Source organism: Paenibacillus stellifer (assembly GCF_000758685.1).
GTDB classification, from domain to species: domain Bacteria; phylum Bacillota; class Bacilli; order Paenibacillales; family Paenibacillaceae; genus Paenibacillus_AQ; species Paenibacillus_AQ stellifer.
In genome coordinates this window covers 595,809-611,180 of sequence record NZ_CP009286.1, presented here as the reverse complement: position 1 = coordinate 611,180, position 15,372 = coordinate 595,809, and the positions used below count along the sequence as shown (strand labels likewise).

The window sequence follows — 15,372 nt, the reverse complement described above, 5'->3', positions numbered from 1 at the left end:
TATCCGGGGCGGACAAAACAAGGCGAAGGAACGCTGCTAAACGCTCCTCCGCCTTATTATTTATGACCGGGCTCTCCGCACCTGGCCCTGCGGGCCTCAGTCCTGATCGCTCCAGCCTTGCATGTATTTGTCCTGTGCCCCTTTGGTTTCATGAGACCTGGCTTGGTACGCCTCGGTCCCTTACGGCCCATCTTGCCAGTTAGTTCAAATAACGGCTTATCACGCCGGTATAGACAGGCTTAGGGCTTAGACCGACGAGCTTCTCTACGGGCTGCCCGCCTTTGTAGACGACGACGGTCGGCATGCCCATGACGCCCGCTTCCGCCGCAAGCTCGGGCAGCTCGTCGCAGTCCACCTTCACGATCGATACCGCACCGTCGTATTCCCGGGACAGATCCTCCAGAATCGGCGTCAGATTCCGGCAGGGCGCGCACCATTCCGCGCCATAATCGACAAGAACGAGACCGCCGCTTTTTACTTTTTCCCGCAGCCCTTCGGCACTTTCCGCATGTTGAATTGCCATTTGTCCATCATCCTTCCCTTGATTCCTCCTGCTCCTTCCGGATGGAGGCTATTCGCTCTTCCAGATTGTGCTTGATTTGCGTCAACTGATGCAGCTGGCGCTCAATATCGGCAAGCTTCGATTCATATAGGGGCATCACTTCCGTGCAGAACGCCTCCTTATTCTTCAGAACGCAGTTCAGAAACCCTGCGATTTCCTCCGTTGACAATCCCAGATTCAGGTACAGCTTGATTGTCTCCACCGTCTCCACGGCAAGCGGCGAATACTCCCGGTAACCGTTGGCCTGACGGACCGGGACAAGCAGACCTTGCAGTTCATAGTATCTCAGCGACCGGACGCTGACGCCGGTCTTTTGCGCGAGCTCGCTTATTTTCATAACAGTTCTCTCCGGATTCAATGAGAATGTTGGGATGCGGATGCCATTTTCATGCTCAGCCTGCGCCAAACAGACGGCATCTTGCGAACGATTCCTGAGCAATGCGGTAAGCCATCGATCAGGATAGGGTTATTATAAACCCTGACACTGGTGTCAGGGTCAACCTCTTTTTTCGAGACGAGGAGGTTATTATTCAATTGCTAAATGTCGTGACCAAATCCGCACCTGTCGCTTCGGGATCAAGCCATTGCTCAATAACATCATGCGTATGTTTTACATCGTCCTCATCCAGAATGTAGTACCATTGATCTGTGTTCCTGCCTTCCCCTTGCAGCATATGACTTGTAATTGCAGGCGAACTCCCTTCAAGTATTGCCTGTTGGGCAAGAGCCAGAACAAACTCCGGCTGCATGTTGGTTTTGAAATTTTCTCCGGCCATTTCGATGATTTTGGGGATATTGGCTAAATTGTTGAGTTTTCTCATCCGCTCAAGCATTGCCTTGAGAAAAATCCTTTGCCGCTCCGTTCGATTAAAATCCGAGTCCTCGCGGTATCTGACATACATTAACGCTTCTTTTCCGGAATAGATCGGTTTATTGGGTTCAACCCTGAGCTTCTCATGCAGCGGGTTTTTATTCTCAAGAAGCTTGGTTACCGGAAGCTCTACTCCTCCAACGGCATCCACAACTTCCACAAGCCCATTGAAATTAATAGTCGCATAGTAATTAACGGGCTCATTCAACAAATTTTCAACGGTATCCACAGCCATTTGCGGGCCTCCATACGAATGTGCGGCATTGATCTTCGTATTTTTTCGCGCGCCCTTAATCTTCTCTGCCCCTATAATTTCTGTGTATGAATCACGCGGAATCGAGATGAACAGAGCTTTATTGTCTTTGGGACGAATAACGGTATAGATAATAGAATCAGAGAGCCCGTTTTCATTCTTCCGCTGATCGGTCCCGAGCAGTAACAGAGAGAAAGGCGACTGGTTCTCTACTTTTTGTTGGCCGTCTTCCTTGAGCGGAACATAGGAGTGTTTTAATGTTTTTTCGACAGATGGGGCAAGAATCATATTAAAGCCCAGCACCATTAATTCTTTTCTGAACAAAAAGGATAACAAACCCAAGACTAGGACCAGACCAAGTATAAAGGACCACCGATTCGTTCTTTTTTTATGCTTTCTTCTTGTCTTCTTCCTGCCTGTTCTGCTTAATGACGACTTTCCTTCATTGCTATTTTTCATTTTGAGGGGATACCTTTCTGATGGAATAATTTCATATATTTTAAAAAGATTGCAACAGCCTTCTTCTCCATTTTACAAATAAATCCTTTATTCCACAATATTCTGGTCGTCTGCGAAGGGAATTAGCAGCTGGATAGGCTGATCATTGACTGTCTGTATTCGGCTGGACTCTATCATTTATGCCTTATTCCTACGAATCCTGGAGGCTTGTTTATGGAAAATGTCAATTTGACAAGATCGGTATTTCTGATATGCTTGTCATAACAACTATTTATAGAGAAAGAAGAGAGACATTTGGAGAAAGAGCGTTTGTGGAACCGTCATTTTCTGTCGATATGCTTCAGCAGTTTTTTTATTTTTACCACCTTCTACATTCTTGTCGTGACGCTGCCTTCCTTCGTGCTGGGAGAGCTTAAGGGGAGCGGGCAAAATATCGGGCTTGTGACGACCGTATTCGTCATCGCCGCCGTCATCGTCCGTCCGCTTACAGGGCGCTGGCTGGACGAAATAAGCCGAAAGGGGATTATCGCGGGTTCGCTGCTGCTGTTCGCGGTCTGCTCCGTGCTGTACCTGCTGGTGCACAGCTACGGGATGCTGCTCGCGCTGCGCTTCGTTCATGGCATCTCCTTCGGCATCGCCGCCACCGCTACCTCGGCCGTCGTGCTCGACCTCATTCCGGAGAAGCGCAAGGGAGAAGGGATCGGCTACTTCACGCTGTTCATGAGCCTGGCGATGGTTATCGGCCCTTATATCGGCCTGACGATTACCGAATACCTGAGCTACCGGGTCCTGTTCGCTGCGATCAGCGTCTTCGCCGTGCTTGCCGGAGTCTTCGGCCTGCTCGCTCAAATTCCTCCCCGCGTATCCCGGCCGGACACGCTAGGCAGCTGGAATATCCGGCGGTACTTCGAATTTAAAGCTATTCCGGTGTCGCTGTCGGGCTTCGTGCTGGCCTTCGCCTACGGCTCCATGTCGACGTTTATTTCCGTCTATGCCAAATCGATAGGGCTGGGGAATGTCGCCAGCTATTTCTTCATCGTGTTCGCGGCGCTGGTGCTGATCTCCCGTCCCTTCACCGGGCGTCTGTATGACCGGAGAGGCGCGCATATTCTCGTGTATCCCGGCATCTTGCTGTTCATGATCGGCATGATCTGGCTGAGCCGGGTTACGACGGCCCCCGCTTTTCTGGCAACCGCCGGTCTGGTCGGCCTCGGGTACGGCGCCATTCTGCCGAGCTTCCAGACGCTGGCCATCCAGTCCGCTCCGATGCACCGGCGCGCGCTGGCAACCAGCACCTATTTCGTACTGTTCGATCTCGGCTTCGGCCTCGGCTCCTACCTGCTCGGCATCATCGCCGCGCGGACCGATTACCGGAAGATGTATCTGTGCGCGGGCCTCATCACCTCGCTGGCGCTGATCTTCTATTACTTCCTGCATCACCGCCTGCAGAAGCCGGTTAAGGAATCCGCACTGGAGAGCTTGTCTTAAAAAAAGCCGCGCCTGCCGCCTGTCCCTCGGTAAGCAGTCCGTGCAGAATACATCATTATCCATGCCAATGTCATCCAACTCAGTTGTTATATGAACTTAAGGTGTGCGATACGTTCATATCTCAAGCTCAACATCCATTTCAAGCCTTATTAGCGAGAAACCAAAAATGGTGTCCTCCGCCATCACTGATGACGGCAGGACACCATTTTCTTGTTCAGGCCATGGCCATAGCCATAGCCTTCAGCTCTTCTTCCCGCCTTTGATGAATCTCCACATCGCCAGCAGGCAGCCGATCAGGCCGACGCCCAGCAGAAGCTGCTGAACGACGCCGAGCATGGCGGATTTCTCCGACGGAATCTGGCTGCTGATGACAATCAGCAGGATCGAGACGGCGACGGCAAGCACATTTTTACCCTTCATAATTCTCTCCTTTGGGCGGTCCGGAAGCCCCTCCGCTTGATGTTCCCATTATAAAGGATTTCAGGAACAGAACAAGAAAGTCTTCTCATGGCAACCGCTGTTCCCAGGGAAATCCGCCCTTAGTGAATCAAGCCGTCCAGTCACTCGCCCCGGTAATAGGCGTTGAGCGCAGAGTAAATCCGGCGGTAGCGTTCGTAGAGCCCGTTGTACGCCTCATGCCTGGACGCGGACGGCTGCAGGGTCCGATCACCCTCTGCCAGCTTCTTGGCCGCTTCCTTCAGCGATCTGAAGCATCCGGCTCCCGCGCCAGCAAGCGCAGTATCCGGTGACCAAGAAAAGCATTTCCGCCGCCAATGGAAAAACGGCCCCTCCCTTCAGGGAGAGACCGTTTCCTCACTGCATTCCTGCTGTCATATTAGAGAAATAGCTACGCAACCAGCATCAAGATGACGAGCACAATCAGCAGCATCTCGATCACGCTGAGACTGATGAACAGCACACGAATCAACAAGGAGGCGGACACAAACTGTCCTTTGTTGATCCCCTCTCTTTTGCGCAAATAATCTATGGTCGCTCCCGCCACCACTCCGCCGCCAAGAAGCACCGACAGAATGCCGGCAACCGCAGCCGTGATATGGCCGACTCCGCTGTACCGGCTTTCGCGGAACACAAGCCCCGCCGCCAGAAACCCAAGACCCACCAAAGCAATCGCCGTCCGTATCCAGGCCAGGTAAGTCCGCTCGTTCGCCAGATGCTGCTGGATGTACGCCGATTCATTCTCCCGATCTTTCATTCCGTTAACCTCCTGAAATGTTAAAACCCTTAACCCATCAGCACATTGATGGATCAAGGGCTTAGCTACCGCGCCGCAGATTCCCGTGCCTTCAGGTCAAGTGCCGGCATCGGCGTTCTTGGCATTCAGCAGCGCACGCAGCGTCTGCTCAAGCTCCCGGACAGGCAGCGATTCCAGCAGCACGGACTGGAACGTTCCGTACGCCCGGTCCACCTTCTCCTGTCCCAGCGGCGTCAGCGAGGTGTAGACACTCCGGCGGTCCGCCTCGCAAATATGCCTCTGGAGCGCGCCGCAGCCTTTGGCTTCAAACCGGCTGACCAGCCGGGACATCGCGCTCTGGCTGAGGCCCACCATAGACTCCAGCTGCTGCAGACGCAACTTTTTGCCCGGGGCTTCCGATAAGAACAGCAGCATATAAAATTCCTTCAGGGACATCTTATGCTTCTCCTGCAGCGCCTGCTCCAGCTTGCCTGCCGTGTTCGCCTGCATATGCGTCAGAGCCAGCCAGCCGGTCACAAGACCGCCGTATTCTGCCATATCCATAGTGTAAGTTCCCTTTCGTCTATCTTGAAAATAACTGCGCCCTCTGAAACGGGCCTGGTTATGAAAGCCTTCAATCGGGCAAGCCGCCCTCGGGGCCATCCCGGCCTTTCATCATCGATGGCGCCGCGTGGCGCGGCCTGATGCCCAGGGTTGCTTTTATTATATCATTCGTTCCTTTTTTGCACACCGCCCGGACTTCACCTGCAAGCCTGAATGCTTGTTGGCAGTCTGGATTCTTCACTTGTTGGCAGTCCGGGGGCTTGTCAGCAGTTGGATGCTTCGCTTGTTGGCAGTCCGGGGCTTGACGGCAGTCTGGACGCTTGCGGGCAGCTTATTCTATTTCTGCCTGTTTTTCTTTATAAGATCCCTGACCGTGCCCAATGTCGCGCCCCCGGGAATGCGGAGGATGGCGCTTTTGGACGTTCCAATCTGCTGCGAGGTGTAAATGCCGGTATGCCCCGAGAACAGATAGCTGATCAGGCAGGCGATGAACATATAGATCGCGGCTTCCGAGCCGAACAGCTCAATGCCCATCAGGAAGCAGGCGATCGGCGTATTGGCCGCCCCGCAGAATACGGCGATGAAGCCGAGTCCTGCGAGAAACGGCGCGTACAGATGCAGGAAGCCGGACAGCGCGTTGCCGAGCGTAGCTCCGATCGCGAACAGCGGCGTCACCTCGCCGCCTTGAAAGCCCGCCCCGAGCGTCAATGAAGTAAACACCAGCTTGCCCAAAAAGGCAAACGGCGTAACCAGCTCCGTGAAAGACTGCTGGATCAGCGGAATGCCAAGCCCCAGATAATCCCGGGTTCCGACGATGTACACAAGCGCAATCACCACAAGTCCGCCGACCGCGCTCTTGAGCATGGGGTTCTTGAACAGCTTCGTATACCAACGCTTAAGCGCATGGGTCAATTCGCTGAACAGCGTGCTGGCCAGCCCGAACAGAACCGAAGCGATCACAACCTTGAAGACGACCACTGCCGTCAGAGCAGGAACTGTACCGATATGGTAGTGAATATGGGAGACGCCCCAGAACTCGGTCGTTACGAGATTGCCGATAAAGCTGGCGACGAAGGCAGGAATCAGCGCCTCATGCGAGATCAGCCCGATTGCCAGCACTTCCAGCCCGAACACCGTGCCCGCAAGAGGCGTTCCGAAGATGGAGCCGAAGCCGCCGCTGATGCCGCAGATCAGCAAAATCCGGCGGTCGGCCGGGCTGACGCGCAGCGCTCTGCCGAACCATTCAGCGAGACTGCCGCCCATCTGTACCGCCGTCCCTTCACGGCCGGCCGACCCGCCGAAGAGATGGGTTACCAGCGTGCCGAACAGTACGAGCGGAGCCATTCGCAGCGGGATCGTCTCGTTTCCGTTGTTGATCTGCTCCAGAATCAGATTATTGCCCTTGCCGCTGCTGCCGCCGAATTTCATATAGAGATAACTGACCAGCACGCCGCCCAGCGGCAGCAGGAACAGCAGCCAGGGATGGTCCAGACGGACACCCGTCACATAATCCAGACTCTCCAGAAAGAACGCCGAGGCGGTCCCGGCCAGAATGCCCACTCCCCCGCCCAGCAGCGTCCATTTGACCAGCGTGCCAAGCAGCGCCGCGTACACCCATTTCCCGGCCAAAGCCTCCCATTTCTCTCTCCACATCTTCATCCTCTGTACGTCCTTTCTTCCGCAGGCTGCCCCCATAACAAAACAGACTCCTACCAGGGAATGAAATCCACTGGTAGGAGTCATCAGCCTTGCGGCGGTTATGGCGAACTCCATCGCCGTTCATCAGCCCGGTCTTTTGCGTCAGACCGATTTTATAGCATTTCGGCGGCGGCGTCAATAAAACGGCGCACAGATGCACAGGCGCATTTTGGACGCACAGTAGGCGAAATCAGCGATGTGACCATATTATGGAACATGGCAAGACACTTCACAGACCAACCAGACCAACTCACCTATTCAGCGATAGTCTTCCGTTCCCAGACTCCTTGGAAGGAGCCAGGCGGTGACGGCGGCGCAGCACAGGGCCAGACCGAGCAGCCACAGCTTGTCGTCATTCCATGCGCCCTTCTGTATGCTGAAGAGATAAAAGGGCCCGGTGTACTTGCCTTTCGACATCCAGTCGATCAGATACCAGGCGAAGGCCGCGATAAATCCGCCTGCAAGATGGCGGAAGAGTACGGCGAGCAGCAGGCCGAAGGAACCTAGAGCGACGGTGGTAATCCATACCCCGGCGGCAAGCGGCAGAGCAAAGTCGGCTCCCATAAACCGCAGCAGCTCGAAAAAGACGGCAAGCAGCAGCCCGGCATAGCCGGCGGTCAGCAGCCAGCGCAGCAGGAATGTAACGGCGTGGGACCGCCGTTTGGCGAGCAGCGTCTCGCCAATCCCGCCTGCGTCGAGCATGGCGAGCGGGGGCAGAAGAAGCAGGCCGGTAAGGCTGGCGTAGCGTTCTCCGTACAGGCCCGCTTCGCCCGGCCCCATGAAGGCGGCATTCGAGACTGCCGCCATCACGGCGAGCATGAGCAGCGCGGCAAGCCAATTGTAAGAAGCAAGCAGACGGAGATTGCGCAGCGCGAGCGGAACAAGGAGCGCACCGCCCCCGGTTCGCCGCCCGGGAAGCCGGGTGATGTCCGGCCCGCTCATCGGCTTCCCTCCATGGCGGCTGCCGCGCTTCTTCCTATACGCCTGCGGCTGCGGCCCGAGGCGCGCCCGCTGCTTCGGCGCCGCTCCCAGAGGAAGGATGCCGCTGCGGCCATCGCCAGCGCCAGGACGCTAATGATCATCCGGTTCGCCACAATCTCTCCGGCATAATGCCGGTAAGCCTCACTCTGGGCGGCCGTATTGAAGCGGATGAGCAGCTTATAGGCACGGTAGTCCCCCATCAGGGGTAAGGCCGACACTACAAACCAGGCGAACTGCAGCGGGACGGCCGCAATGCCGCTGCCGAACACGGTGTAGACCAGCATGCCGAACGCAGTGGTCGCCCAGATTGTCGGCAGCAGCCAGCCCGCGCCGTAGGCCAGAAAGACGGGAAGCGCTTCGCCAAAAGCCGATGCGCCGTCCAGCGCTGTCGCGGTCTGCCACGCCGCGAAGACAGAGAGCAGCATATAGATGAGCGAGACCATGACGGCATAGGCCAGAAAGCGCGCCCCAACATAAGTGAAGGCCCTGATCCGGCGGCTGGCAATCAATTCATGCATCCGGCTTGAACGGTCGCGGCTCAAGGCGAAGGCCGCAAGGAAGACCGGGAAGACTCCAGCGGTCAAGCCTACATAATCGCAGAAGAGCCTCGCCATGCCGGGGTAGACCTGACCTTCGGCAAGGCGGCTGCTATATTCAGCCTCCTGGACCTGGTAGTGCTCCATCGCCTGTTCATAGGTGTCAATGTTTTCTATGAAGGTGGCGCCGTCCCGCATATATTCGGTCCAGCCTCCGAGCTTCTTGTCGAGATCGGCAGCGATCGCCTTCACCTTCTCTGCTGTATACGCCTCAGGATGCGACTTCACCTGTTCCAGCTCATCAATCGTACTGCGCATACTCGCCTTGTCATGATCCGACAGCTTCGATTGGTGGGCGAACATCCCGAATACGATTCGCTGGTTCATCCAGCCGTTCCGCAAATCCTGCTGCAAGTACTGGATGTAGCGCTCGGCGATTTTGCCGGGGTCTGTTATTTCCATCCAGCCATAGACAGGCATAGGCGGCGGGGCTTCCATATCGGCTGGGGGCGCCTCCCCGTCCGCCGGGGACTGGGCCTCTTCCCCGGCACTCGCCGCTGCGGCCTCTGCATCTTCGCCCGCTCCTGCGCTTGAAGATCCAAGCTTTGTCGCCGCCTCTGCCGATCCGGCCTTCGCTGCCGCATCCGCCTGTCCGGCCTGCTCTGCTGCCGGCGCGGGGACAGCGGAGGTCTGTTCCGCCTGCTTCTTAGGCGGGACAGGCGCCCGGCCCTCGCCCCAGCTCTCCGAGGTGGCGTAGTTGGTCCAATAGAAGAGCATCACCACAGCGATCAGCATATAGAAGACCAGATTCCGGCTCAACATGCGCATTTCCTTGAAGACAAGCGCCGGAAAGCTCATAGCGCAGCGCCCCCTCCCTTGCCGACGAGGCACAGATAGCCGTCTTCCATAGTCGGCTCGGATGCTACAGCGTCCGGGAACGGCCGCTCCTCCGCCAGCAGGCGGACCTGCATGGAAGAACCCGCCGCGACAGCCGACACGACCTTATAGCGGCTGCCCGCCGCCGCCCATTCCTTCTTGTCCATCTCCGCCTGCCATACCCGGCCCCTTGCCCGTTCCGCCAGGTCCTGGGTATTGCCCTGAAAAGGTACGCTACCGCCCTTCAATACCGTGACCTCCCGGCAGGATGACTCCACGTCTTCCACCACATGCGTAGACAGGAGGACGACCCGCCCTTCCGCGAATCGCGCCAGCAGCTGGCGGAACCGGATGCGTTCCTCCGGGTCCAGCCCTGCGGTCGGCTCATCGACGATGAGCAGCTTCGGCTCGTGAATCATCGCCTGGGCAATCCCGAGCCGCCGCTTCATCCCCCCCGACAGCGCTCTGACCTTCGCCTTGCGGTGGGCGGTCAAGTTGACCTCCTCCAGCAGCGCATCGATCCGCCGCTTGCGTTCCGCCGCTCCCTTCACGCCGGATAGCAGCGCGAGATAGTCCATGGCCTCCGCGACTCTCATCCCGGGGTAGAACGAGAACTCCTGAGGCAAATAACCGACGAGTTCGCGGATACGCCCTTTGTCCGCAAGCGGAACGCCGTCGATCTCAGCGCTTCCGGACGTAGGGGCAAGCAGGGTGGCAAGCAGACGCATCAGCGTCGTTTTTCCCGCGCCGTTCGGACCGAGCAGACCCTGTATACCCTCTTCCCAGGTCAGCGTCACTTCCTCCAGTGCCTGTTTGCCACCGTAACGTTTGCTCAACTGCTTCAATTTCACTTCCATCACGCACTCTCCTTCCCTCACTCCAAGGGCTTGCCATTCATTCACGAATTCCAATCTGCTCCACCGCCGCTCCCAGCCCGATCAGGATAACGGACAATGTGAAGACCGATCCCGGATCGAAAGCGTAATGCCGCAGCACAAAGTAACCCGCAGCCAGACTCGCCGCAGCCAGGGCGATTTGAATGCAATTCCGCCGCCACAGCCTGCGCTGGTTCAGACGTACCCGCTCTGCCTCTAGACGGTCATATTCCATGATCGACGCTTTGACATAGATGCCGCGGAGGAAGCTCTCCTGATCTTCACTCATCCCCGCATTAATGGAATACGGATCACCGGTTAACGGATTCTTTCCCTCCGCTCTTCCATTGTGCGAATGTTCGCCTGCCATACGGATCGTCCTCCTCCTTCTCCATGAATTCTTTCAACTGCCTTCGCGCCCGATGCAGCGTAACCCGAAATCCCGCTGAGGACTTGCCCTGCACCGCTGCCGCCTCCCGGGGAGTCAAGCCTTCCACATCCACAAGATAAACCGCCGTCCGGTAATCGTCCTTAAGTCCGTCCAGGCGTCTCTCCCATTCACTCCAGCCCTCGCCAGCGAGAAAGCGTTGTTCGGGTTCTTCCGCCGGATCGCTCCGTTCGCGGATGAGCACATCTTCCGCCGGCCCGCCGCACTCTTTCCTCCGTCCTTTCTTCCGCAGGTAATCCAGGCATTTATGACGGACCAGCGTGAAGAGATACGTCTTGAAGGAACTGCGAAAGTCATATTTGCCCGGATAGACGTACAGGTAAGCAAAGCAGTCCTGAACGAGGTCCTCCGAAATGTGATAATCATGTACGTATTGGCGGGCGAAGCCCACAGCAGGCTGCCGGTAACGGATAACGAGCGCTTCAAAGGCGGCCCGGCTTCCCGCAGCAAACTGCTTGATCTGTTCTTGTTCCGGGTCCATGTCCGAGCCTTTCGCCCTCCCTTCCTTCCGGGTTGTCCTCTCTTATTCGCCGCAGCCGTGCAAATCGTTACACTATAACCGAAGTCCAACATAATAGCCCAACATAGCACGACCCTAATAACCCAACCATACCCCAGACATAGCTGGAAAAACAGCGATAACTAACTCCCCTCAAGGATAACCGCCTGACGGCGTCCTTAGACGCCATGCGTTTGCCGAGAAATAGGAGACTGTGATAAGCGCGCAGCTTATACTTTCTTATATTTATGAAAATAGGCCAGCCAAAAGTTTCTGGCTGACCCCTAATATGAAAAGACCCCACCGTAGTTCACCTCATTAAAGAGTAAGGCGAAGGTACGGCGGGATCTTTCATTTTTTTAGAATCCTATCCTATTCACTTAACTCATAGGCTGCTGCCCTTATTTCAGATACGTTCCCGTCACGCCGATTCCGCCGCTGCCGTTCAGGACGTAGACCCGGGCGTTGCCCTTGCCCGAGCAGTTCAGCGTGATCGTGCCATTCGTCACGGTCTTGCGGTCGCCGGTCACTGCATCCACATAGGTTCCGTTCGGAATGCCCGTGAAGGTGGCGTCGCCCGAGATCGTAACGAGGGCGAAGCTGTCAATGCCCTTGGCGGTATCGGTATATCTGCGTTTGAAAGCCAGATTGCCCGATACATTTTCCGTGGAGTATTGGCCTTTCTGCAGGGCGGGAACCGCTCTGCGGATCAGGTTCAACTGCCGGATATGCTGTGCCAGCGGATAGTTGAGCGATTCTGCGACCGTGCCGGTTGCATTCGTGTATTTGCCGTAATCCTGTACCGTTACACTGCCCTCGATGTGATCCCCGAAGTAAGCGCGGCCGGTTGTGCTGAGCGGCGCGTTCGGACCCGGGTCGATGACCTTGCCCTTCTGGAATTCAATTTCGGACCCGTAGAAAATGGCCGGAATGCCCCGGAAGGTGAACATCAGGTCGAGATTCTCGGCCCAGGTGTCCTGCGTGCCCGCGAAACGCTGGTTCTCGGGAGCCCCGTCCGGCGCGTAATCATGCGAGTCGACGTATGTGACGTTCCAGGTGGCGTCGTTATAATACTGGTCGCCGTATCTCATGCTGAACGCTTCCTGCGCGCTCTTGAACGCCCAGTGCATCGGGAAGTCGATGACATCGAGGCCCGAACGCATCGAATAGTCTGGTGCATGATACGTATTGCCGTTCAGGAATGCATTGTTCGAGGTCGGCTGATTGGCCGTAGTCGAATTGTCCGCCCAGTTCTGTTCAACCGACAGCTTGTTGGACTCGTAGTCATTTTTGCCGTCGCCCGGATAGGCCTTCGATTCCTTCCAGGTATAGAACGGCGTGGAGATGGCCGGAATGCCGCTGTTCCACACGTCTCTGTAGCGGGTTGCCACTTCGCCGAAAATGTAGAAGTCCGAGCCGCCTCTCGTCTTCCAGGCCGGAATGAAGTATTTGTTGAAAATATACCGGCTCACATGCTTCATGGTATCGACCCGGAAGGCGTCGACGCCCATGTCGATGTACTGGTTGTACGTATCGATCAAATATTGATCAACCACTGGATTCTCGGTGTTCAGGTCCACGCAGTCGCCCGCGATCTGGCCGGTCTGCACCGTGTACGATTCCCAGGAGAGGCTCTTCTCGGTGTGGTAAATGTTATTGTTGGTGGCCGCGTCTTTCATCAGCGCGATCCGGGCCTGATACTGCTGGTCGGGCGTCATCGTATCATAGTTCGCCGGCAGTTTATCCGTAATTTTGAGCATGTTGTTAACGGTGTCCGGCTTGGTCGGATCTTTTTTGAACAGCGGATACAGATTCTCTTCCCCGAAGTTGCCCGTATGGTTGACGACGATATCCTGAATGATCTTGAGACCCTTGGCGTGCGCCGCATTGATGAGGTCCTGATAGGAAGCCCCGGCCGATTCGTACCTTGGGTCCACCTTGGCAAAATTGATCGCATGATAGCCGTGATAATCATATCCGCTGGCGTTCTCTACAACCGGAGTAATCCAGATCGCGCTGAAGCCGAGCGCCTTGATATAATCGAGCTTCTCGATCAGCCCCTTGAAGTCGCCTCTCCAGGCCGGATCGGAATCCGGATTCCCAGCCTTGGCGTCATCCCAGGCATGCACGTTATTGCTCGGATCTCCATCGTAGAAGCGGGAGGTGATGACGAAGTAAATCGTGTCTTCGCGGAAATCACCCGTATTCCCGACGTTATAGAAGAAGCTCTGCGTCGTCTGATTGCCGGCCCCGTCCACCACAAGGAACTTGAGGGTCGTCGTTTTGGTGACGAGGATGGATGGTCCGGTCAGACCGGCCAAGGCATTGCCCGAAGTATAGACCTTGGAGCTGGTGGTCGGCTCCGTGCCGTTATCCGTATAGTAAGCTGTCGTTGTGGCCGCCTTGTTGTCCTTTAGGTTAAAAGAGACGCTGACCGACGAATCCGATTGGCTGACCGGCAGGTTCGCGGTAATGGTCGGCGCCGTCAGATCGGCGTTCAAGTCAATCACATAAGCGAAGGACGAGACGCTTCCCGCCTGCCCGGCCGAGTTCACGCCAAAGGCTTTGATCGTCACGGAAGAGGACACCTGAATCGGTCCCGTATACAGAGTCGATGACGTTGTCGGCTCAGACCCGTTGGTCGTATAGTAGATGCTATCGCCCGTATTGGTGCTGGTCAGCGTCACCGTCTGGGCGGAATCATAGGTCTTAGGCGTCGGCGAGACGGAGATGACCGGGATCTTCGGCGTTTCCGGGTTGGCGTTATACCAGACATTGTCCGTATAGTACCAGCCTTCTGATACGCTGCGGGACAGATCGGCGGTCTGCTTGCCGCTGCCGTCATTGAAGATCAGGCTGGAGCCTGTCGCACCCGTAATCGTATAGCTGTACCAGCTGTTGCCGTCCGAATTCATGAGGATTCCCGGCCAGGCTCCGCTTGTTGGCACGGTTGAAGGGCTCAGGTTCCAGTAGTGAATCCGGACGGATGAGCCCCAGGATGCAGGCTTCTTGAAATGGACCGTCAGCCCCGTAGCAGTTGCGGTTGGCGTGGCCGTAGCTGTCGCTGTTGCCGTAGCCGTTGGTGTGGCTGTCGCGGTTGCGGTTGCCGTAGCTGTGGCGGTAGCGGTTGCTGTTGCGGTAGCAGTTGGTGTGGCTGTTGCCGTGGCCGTAGCGGTAGCGGTCGATGTAGCCGTTGGTGTTGCCGTTGGAGTAGCTGTTGGTGTTGCTGTAGGCGAGGCCGAAGCGCTTGGAGACGGCGAGACGCCCTCAGTGACGGTAATGTAATCGAGATTGACGCTGCCGGTGTCGGTTGAATCGTATTTATACGCAACCGTATTGGCGCCCGACACAAGAGTAAGCGCTTCCGTCTGAGTGCTCCAGGTGTTCCAATCGGCGAGGCTCGCCAGAGTGGTCTGCTTGGCTTTTACTCCATTGACATAGATCGACAGCGTCTTCGCGCTTCCGGAAGCGTTGGCATACCTTAAAGCTGCGTTATATGTGCCGTCTGCGGTGGCCTGAACGGTGAAAGTCGTGGCTGCGCCGGACACAGTGTATCCATCAACGAAGCCGGTCCCCGTATAGCCGGTGTGATCGGTATTGACTTTGGCGCCGCCTGACAGCGATGCGCTCTCGGCCTCGTACTTGCCGGCTGTGGGGACAATGACCGTCCAGTTCTTCCCGCCATTGTTATCCCAGCTGTCGCTAGGGGCTGTAATGTGATAGCAGTAGGTTAGAGAGGCGCCTTCCGGGACATTGATCTTGGCTGTAAAAGTGGTGCCGCTCTTCGTCATCGCCGTATCGTTGACGGTCGACCAGCTATTCGCAGTCCAGTGCAGCGTTACGGCCGTTGCCGTCGTGTTGGTATACGAAACGGTATAATCGGTGTTGCTGGCCGAGGCTCCGCCGGATAAGCCGAATAACAACCCGAAGAAGAGCGCAAATGCAAGCAGAACAGAAATTAAAGACCTTGATTTTTGTCTTGCCAAGCTTACTACCTCCCACATTTTAAAATTAGATGAACAACTCCCAGTGTCTGCGCAAACGTTTGCAAAATTAAGCGAAAAGCTGGA

The 15,372-nt window shown here is 56.2% G+C and carries 15 protein-coding genes and 1 riboswitch; of the genes, 2 read left to right on the top strand and 13 right to left on the bottom strand.

From position 1 onward, the window contains the following. Positions 1-199: 199 nt before the first annotated feature. The 3 genes from PSTEL_RS02965 to PSTEL_RS02955 all read right to left on the bottom strand — a co-directional run bounded on the left by PSTEL_RS02965 (position 200) and on the right by PSTEL_RS02955 (position 2,145). Positions 200-523: a thioredoxin family protein gene (locus tag PSTEL_RS02965; RefSeq protein WP_038693391.1), complete on the bottom strand. Its 324-nt coding sequence runs from the start codon at positions 521-523 to the stop codon at positions 200-202. 7 nt (positions 524-530) lie between these two features. Then, positions 531-899, bottom strand: a complete 369-nt coding sequence (locus PSTEL_RS02960; protein ID WP_038693389.1) for a MerR family transcriptional regulator — start codon at positions 897-899, stop codon at positions 531-533. A gap of 193 nt (positions 900-1,092) precedes the next feature. Then, positions 1,093-2,145: an LCP family protein gene (locus PSTEL_RS02955; RefSeq protein ID WP_052098152.1), complete on the bottom strand. Its 1,053-nt coding sequence runs from the start codon at positions 2,143-2,145 to the stop codon at positions 1,093-1,095. 294 nt (positions 2,146-2,439) lie between these two features. On the opposite strand from PSTEL_RS02955, the gene PSTEL_RS02950 reads away from it, so the two are divergent. Then, entirely contained in the window at positions 2,440-3,633 is a 1,194-nt protein-coding gene (locus tag PSTEL_RS02950) for an MFS transporter (RefSeq protein WP_038693387.1), read from the top strand. Positions 3,634-3,873: 240 nt separating this feature from the next. On the opposite strand, the gene PSTEL_RS02945 is transcribed toward PSTEL_RS02950, so the two are convergent. Continuing rightward, complete coding sequence (locus tag PSTEL_RS02945) at positions 3,874-4,053, bottom strand: hypothetical protein (RefSeq protein ID WP_038693385.1); 180 nt, start codon at positions 4,051-4,053, stop codon at positions 3,874-3,876. 122 nt (positions 4,054-4,175) lie between these two features. Between PSTEL_RS02945 and PSTEL_RS27845 the strand changes: the two genes are divergently transcribed. Further along, positions 4,176-4,382: a hypothetical protein gene (locus PSTEL_RS27845; protein ID WP_169744526.1), complete on the top strand. Its 207-nt coding sequence runs from the start codon at positions 4,176-4,178 to the stop codon at positions 4,380-4,382. A 98-nt stretch (positions 4,383-4,480) separates the two neighbouring features. Here the strand turns inward: PSTEL_RS27845 and PSTEL_RS02940 are convergent, their stop codons facing one another. The 9 genes from PSTEL_RS02940 to PSTEL_RS02900 all read right to left on the bottom strand — a co-directional run bounded on the left by PSTEL_RS02940 (position 4,481) and on the right by PSTEL_RS02900 (position 15,288). Next, positions 4,481-4,846 carry a YidH family protein gene (locus PSTEL_RS02940; RefSeq protein ID WP_038693383.1) on the bottom strand — a complete coding sequence of 122 codons (366 nt, stop codon included), beginning with the start codon at positions 4,844-4,846 and terminating at the stop codon, positions 4,481-4,483. A 96-nt stretch (positions 4,847-4,942) separates the two neighbouring features. Continuing rightward, positions 4,943-5,389, bottom strand: a complete 447-nt coding sequence (locus PSTEL_RS02935; protein WP_052098151.1) for a MarR family winged helix-turn-helix transcriptional regulator — start codon at positions 5,387-5,389, stop codon at positions 4,943-4,945. 336 nt (positions 5,390-5,725) lie between these two features. Then, on the bottom strand, positions 5,726-7,048 hold the full coding sequence (locus PSTEL_RS02930) for a voltage-gated chloride channel family protein (protein ID WP_038700026.1): 1,323 nt from the start codon (positions 7,046-7,048) through the stop codon (positions 5,726-5,728). 67 nt (positions 7,049-7,115) lie between these two features. Further along, a riboswitch (Fluoride riboswitch) is annotated at positions 7,116-7,175 on the bottom strand. 170 nt (positions 7,176-7,345) lie between these two features. Then, positions 7,346-8,029 (bottom strand): hypothetical protein, encoded by a 684-nt coding sequence (locus PSTEL_RS02925; RefSeq protein ID WP_038693381.1) that lies wholly within the window; start codon positions 8,027-8,029, stop codon positions 7,346-7,348. Then, complete coding sequence (locus PSTEL_RS02920) at positions 8,026-9,462, bottom strand: ABC transporter permease (protein ID WP_038693379.1); 1,437 nt, start codon at positions 9,460-9,462, stop codon at positions 8,026-8,028. The genes PSTEL_RS02925 and PSTEL_RS02920 overlap by 4 nt, the downstream gene beginning before the upstream one ends. Next, positions 9,459-10,337 (bottom strand): ABC transporter ATP-binding protein, encoded by an 879-nt coding sequence (locus tag PSTEL_RS02915; RefSeq protein ID WP_038693378.1) that lies wholly within the window; start codon positions 10,335-10,337, stop codon positions 9,459-9,461. The genes PSTEL_RS02920 and PSTEL_RS02915 overlap by 4 nt, the downstream gene beginning before the upstream one ends. Positions 10,338-10,374: 37 nt before the next feature. Continuing rightward, positions 10,375-10,725, bottom strand: a complete 351-nt coding sequence (locus PSTEL_RS02910) for a hypothetical protein (protein WP_038693376.1) — start codon at positions 10,723-10,725, stop codon at positions 10,375-10,377. Beyond that, a complete protein-coding gene (locus PSTEL_RS02905; protein ID WP_038693374.1) occupies positions 10,667-11,284 on the bottom strand; it encodes an RNA polymerase sigma factor in 618 nt (205 codons plus the stop codon). The genes PSTEL_RS02910 and PSTEL_RS02905 overlap by 59 nt, the downstream gene beginning before the upstream one ends. A gap of 419 nt (positions 11,285-11,703) precedes the next feature. Further along, positions 11,704-15,288 (bottom strand): alpha-amylase family glycosyl hydrolase, encoded by a 3,585-nt coding sequence (locus tag PSTEL_RS02900; RefSeq protein WP_038693372.1) that lies wholly within the window; start codon positions 15,286-15,288, stop codon positions 11,704-11,706. Between the last annotated feature and the right edge of the window lie 84 nt (positions 15,289-15,372).

Coding starts and splice junctions, on each gene's coding strand:
- PSTEL_RS02965 (WP_038693391.1), bottom strand. CDS start 523: ATGGCAATTCAACATGCGGAAAGTGCCGAAGGGCTGCGGGAAAAAGTA.
- PSTEL_RS02960 (WP_038693389.1), bottom strand. CDS start 899: ATGAAAATAAGCGAGCTCGCGCAAAAGACCGGCGTCAGCGTCCGGTCG.
- PSTEL_RS02955 (WP_052098152.1), bottom strand. CDS start 2,145: ATGAAAAATAGCAATGAAGGAAAGTCGTCATTAAGCAGAACAGGCAGG.
- PSTEL_RS02945 (WP_038693385.1), bottom strand. CDS start 4,053: ATGAAGGGTAAAAATGTGCTTGCCGTCGCCGTCTCGATCCTGCTGATT.
- PSTEL_RS02940 (WP_038693383.1), bottom strand. CDS start 4,846: ATGAAAGATCGGGAGAATGAATCGGCGTACATCCAGCAGCATCTGGCG.
- PSTEL_RS02935 (WP_052098151.1), bottom strand. CDS start 5,389: ATGGATATGGCAGAATACGGCGGTCTTGTGACCGGCTGGCTGGCTCTG.
- PSTEL_RS02930 (WP_038700026.1), bottom strand. CDS start 7,048: ATGAAGATGTGGAGAGAGAAATGGGAGGCTTTGGCCGGGAAATGGGTG.
- PSTEL_RS02925 (WP_038693381.1), bottom strand. CDS start 8,029: ATGAGCGGGCCGGACATCACCCGGCTTCCCGGGCGGCGAACCGGGGGC.
- PSTEL_RS02920 (WP_038693379.1), bottom strand. CDS start 9,462: ATGAGCTTTCCGGCGCTTGTCTTCAAGGAAATGCGCATGTTGAGCCGG.
- PSTEL_RS02915 (WP_038693378.1), bottom strand. CDS start 10,337: ATGGAAGTGAAATTGAAGCAGTTGAGCAAACGTTACGGTGGCAAACAG.
- PSTEL_RS02910 (WP_038693376.1), bottom strand. CDS start 10,725: ATGGCAGGCGAACATTCGCACAATGGAAGAGCGGAGGGAAAGAATCCG.
- PSTEL_RS02905 (WP_038693374.1), bottom strand. CDS start 11,284: ATGGACCCGGAACAAGAACAGATCAAGCAGTTTGCTGCGGGAAGCCGG.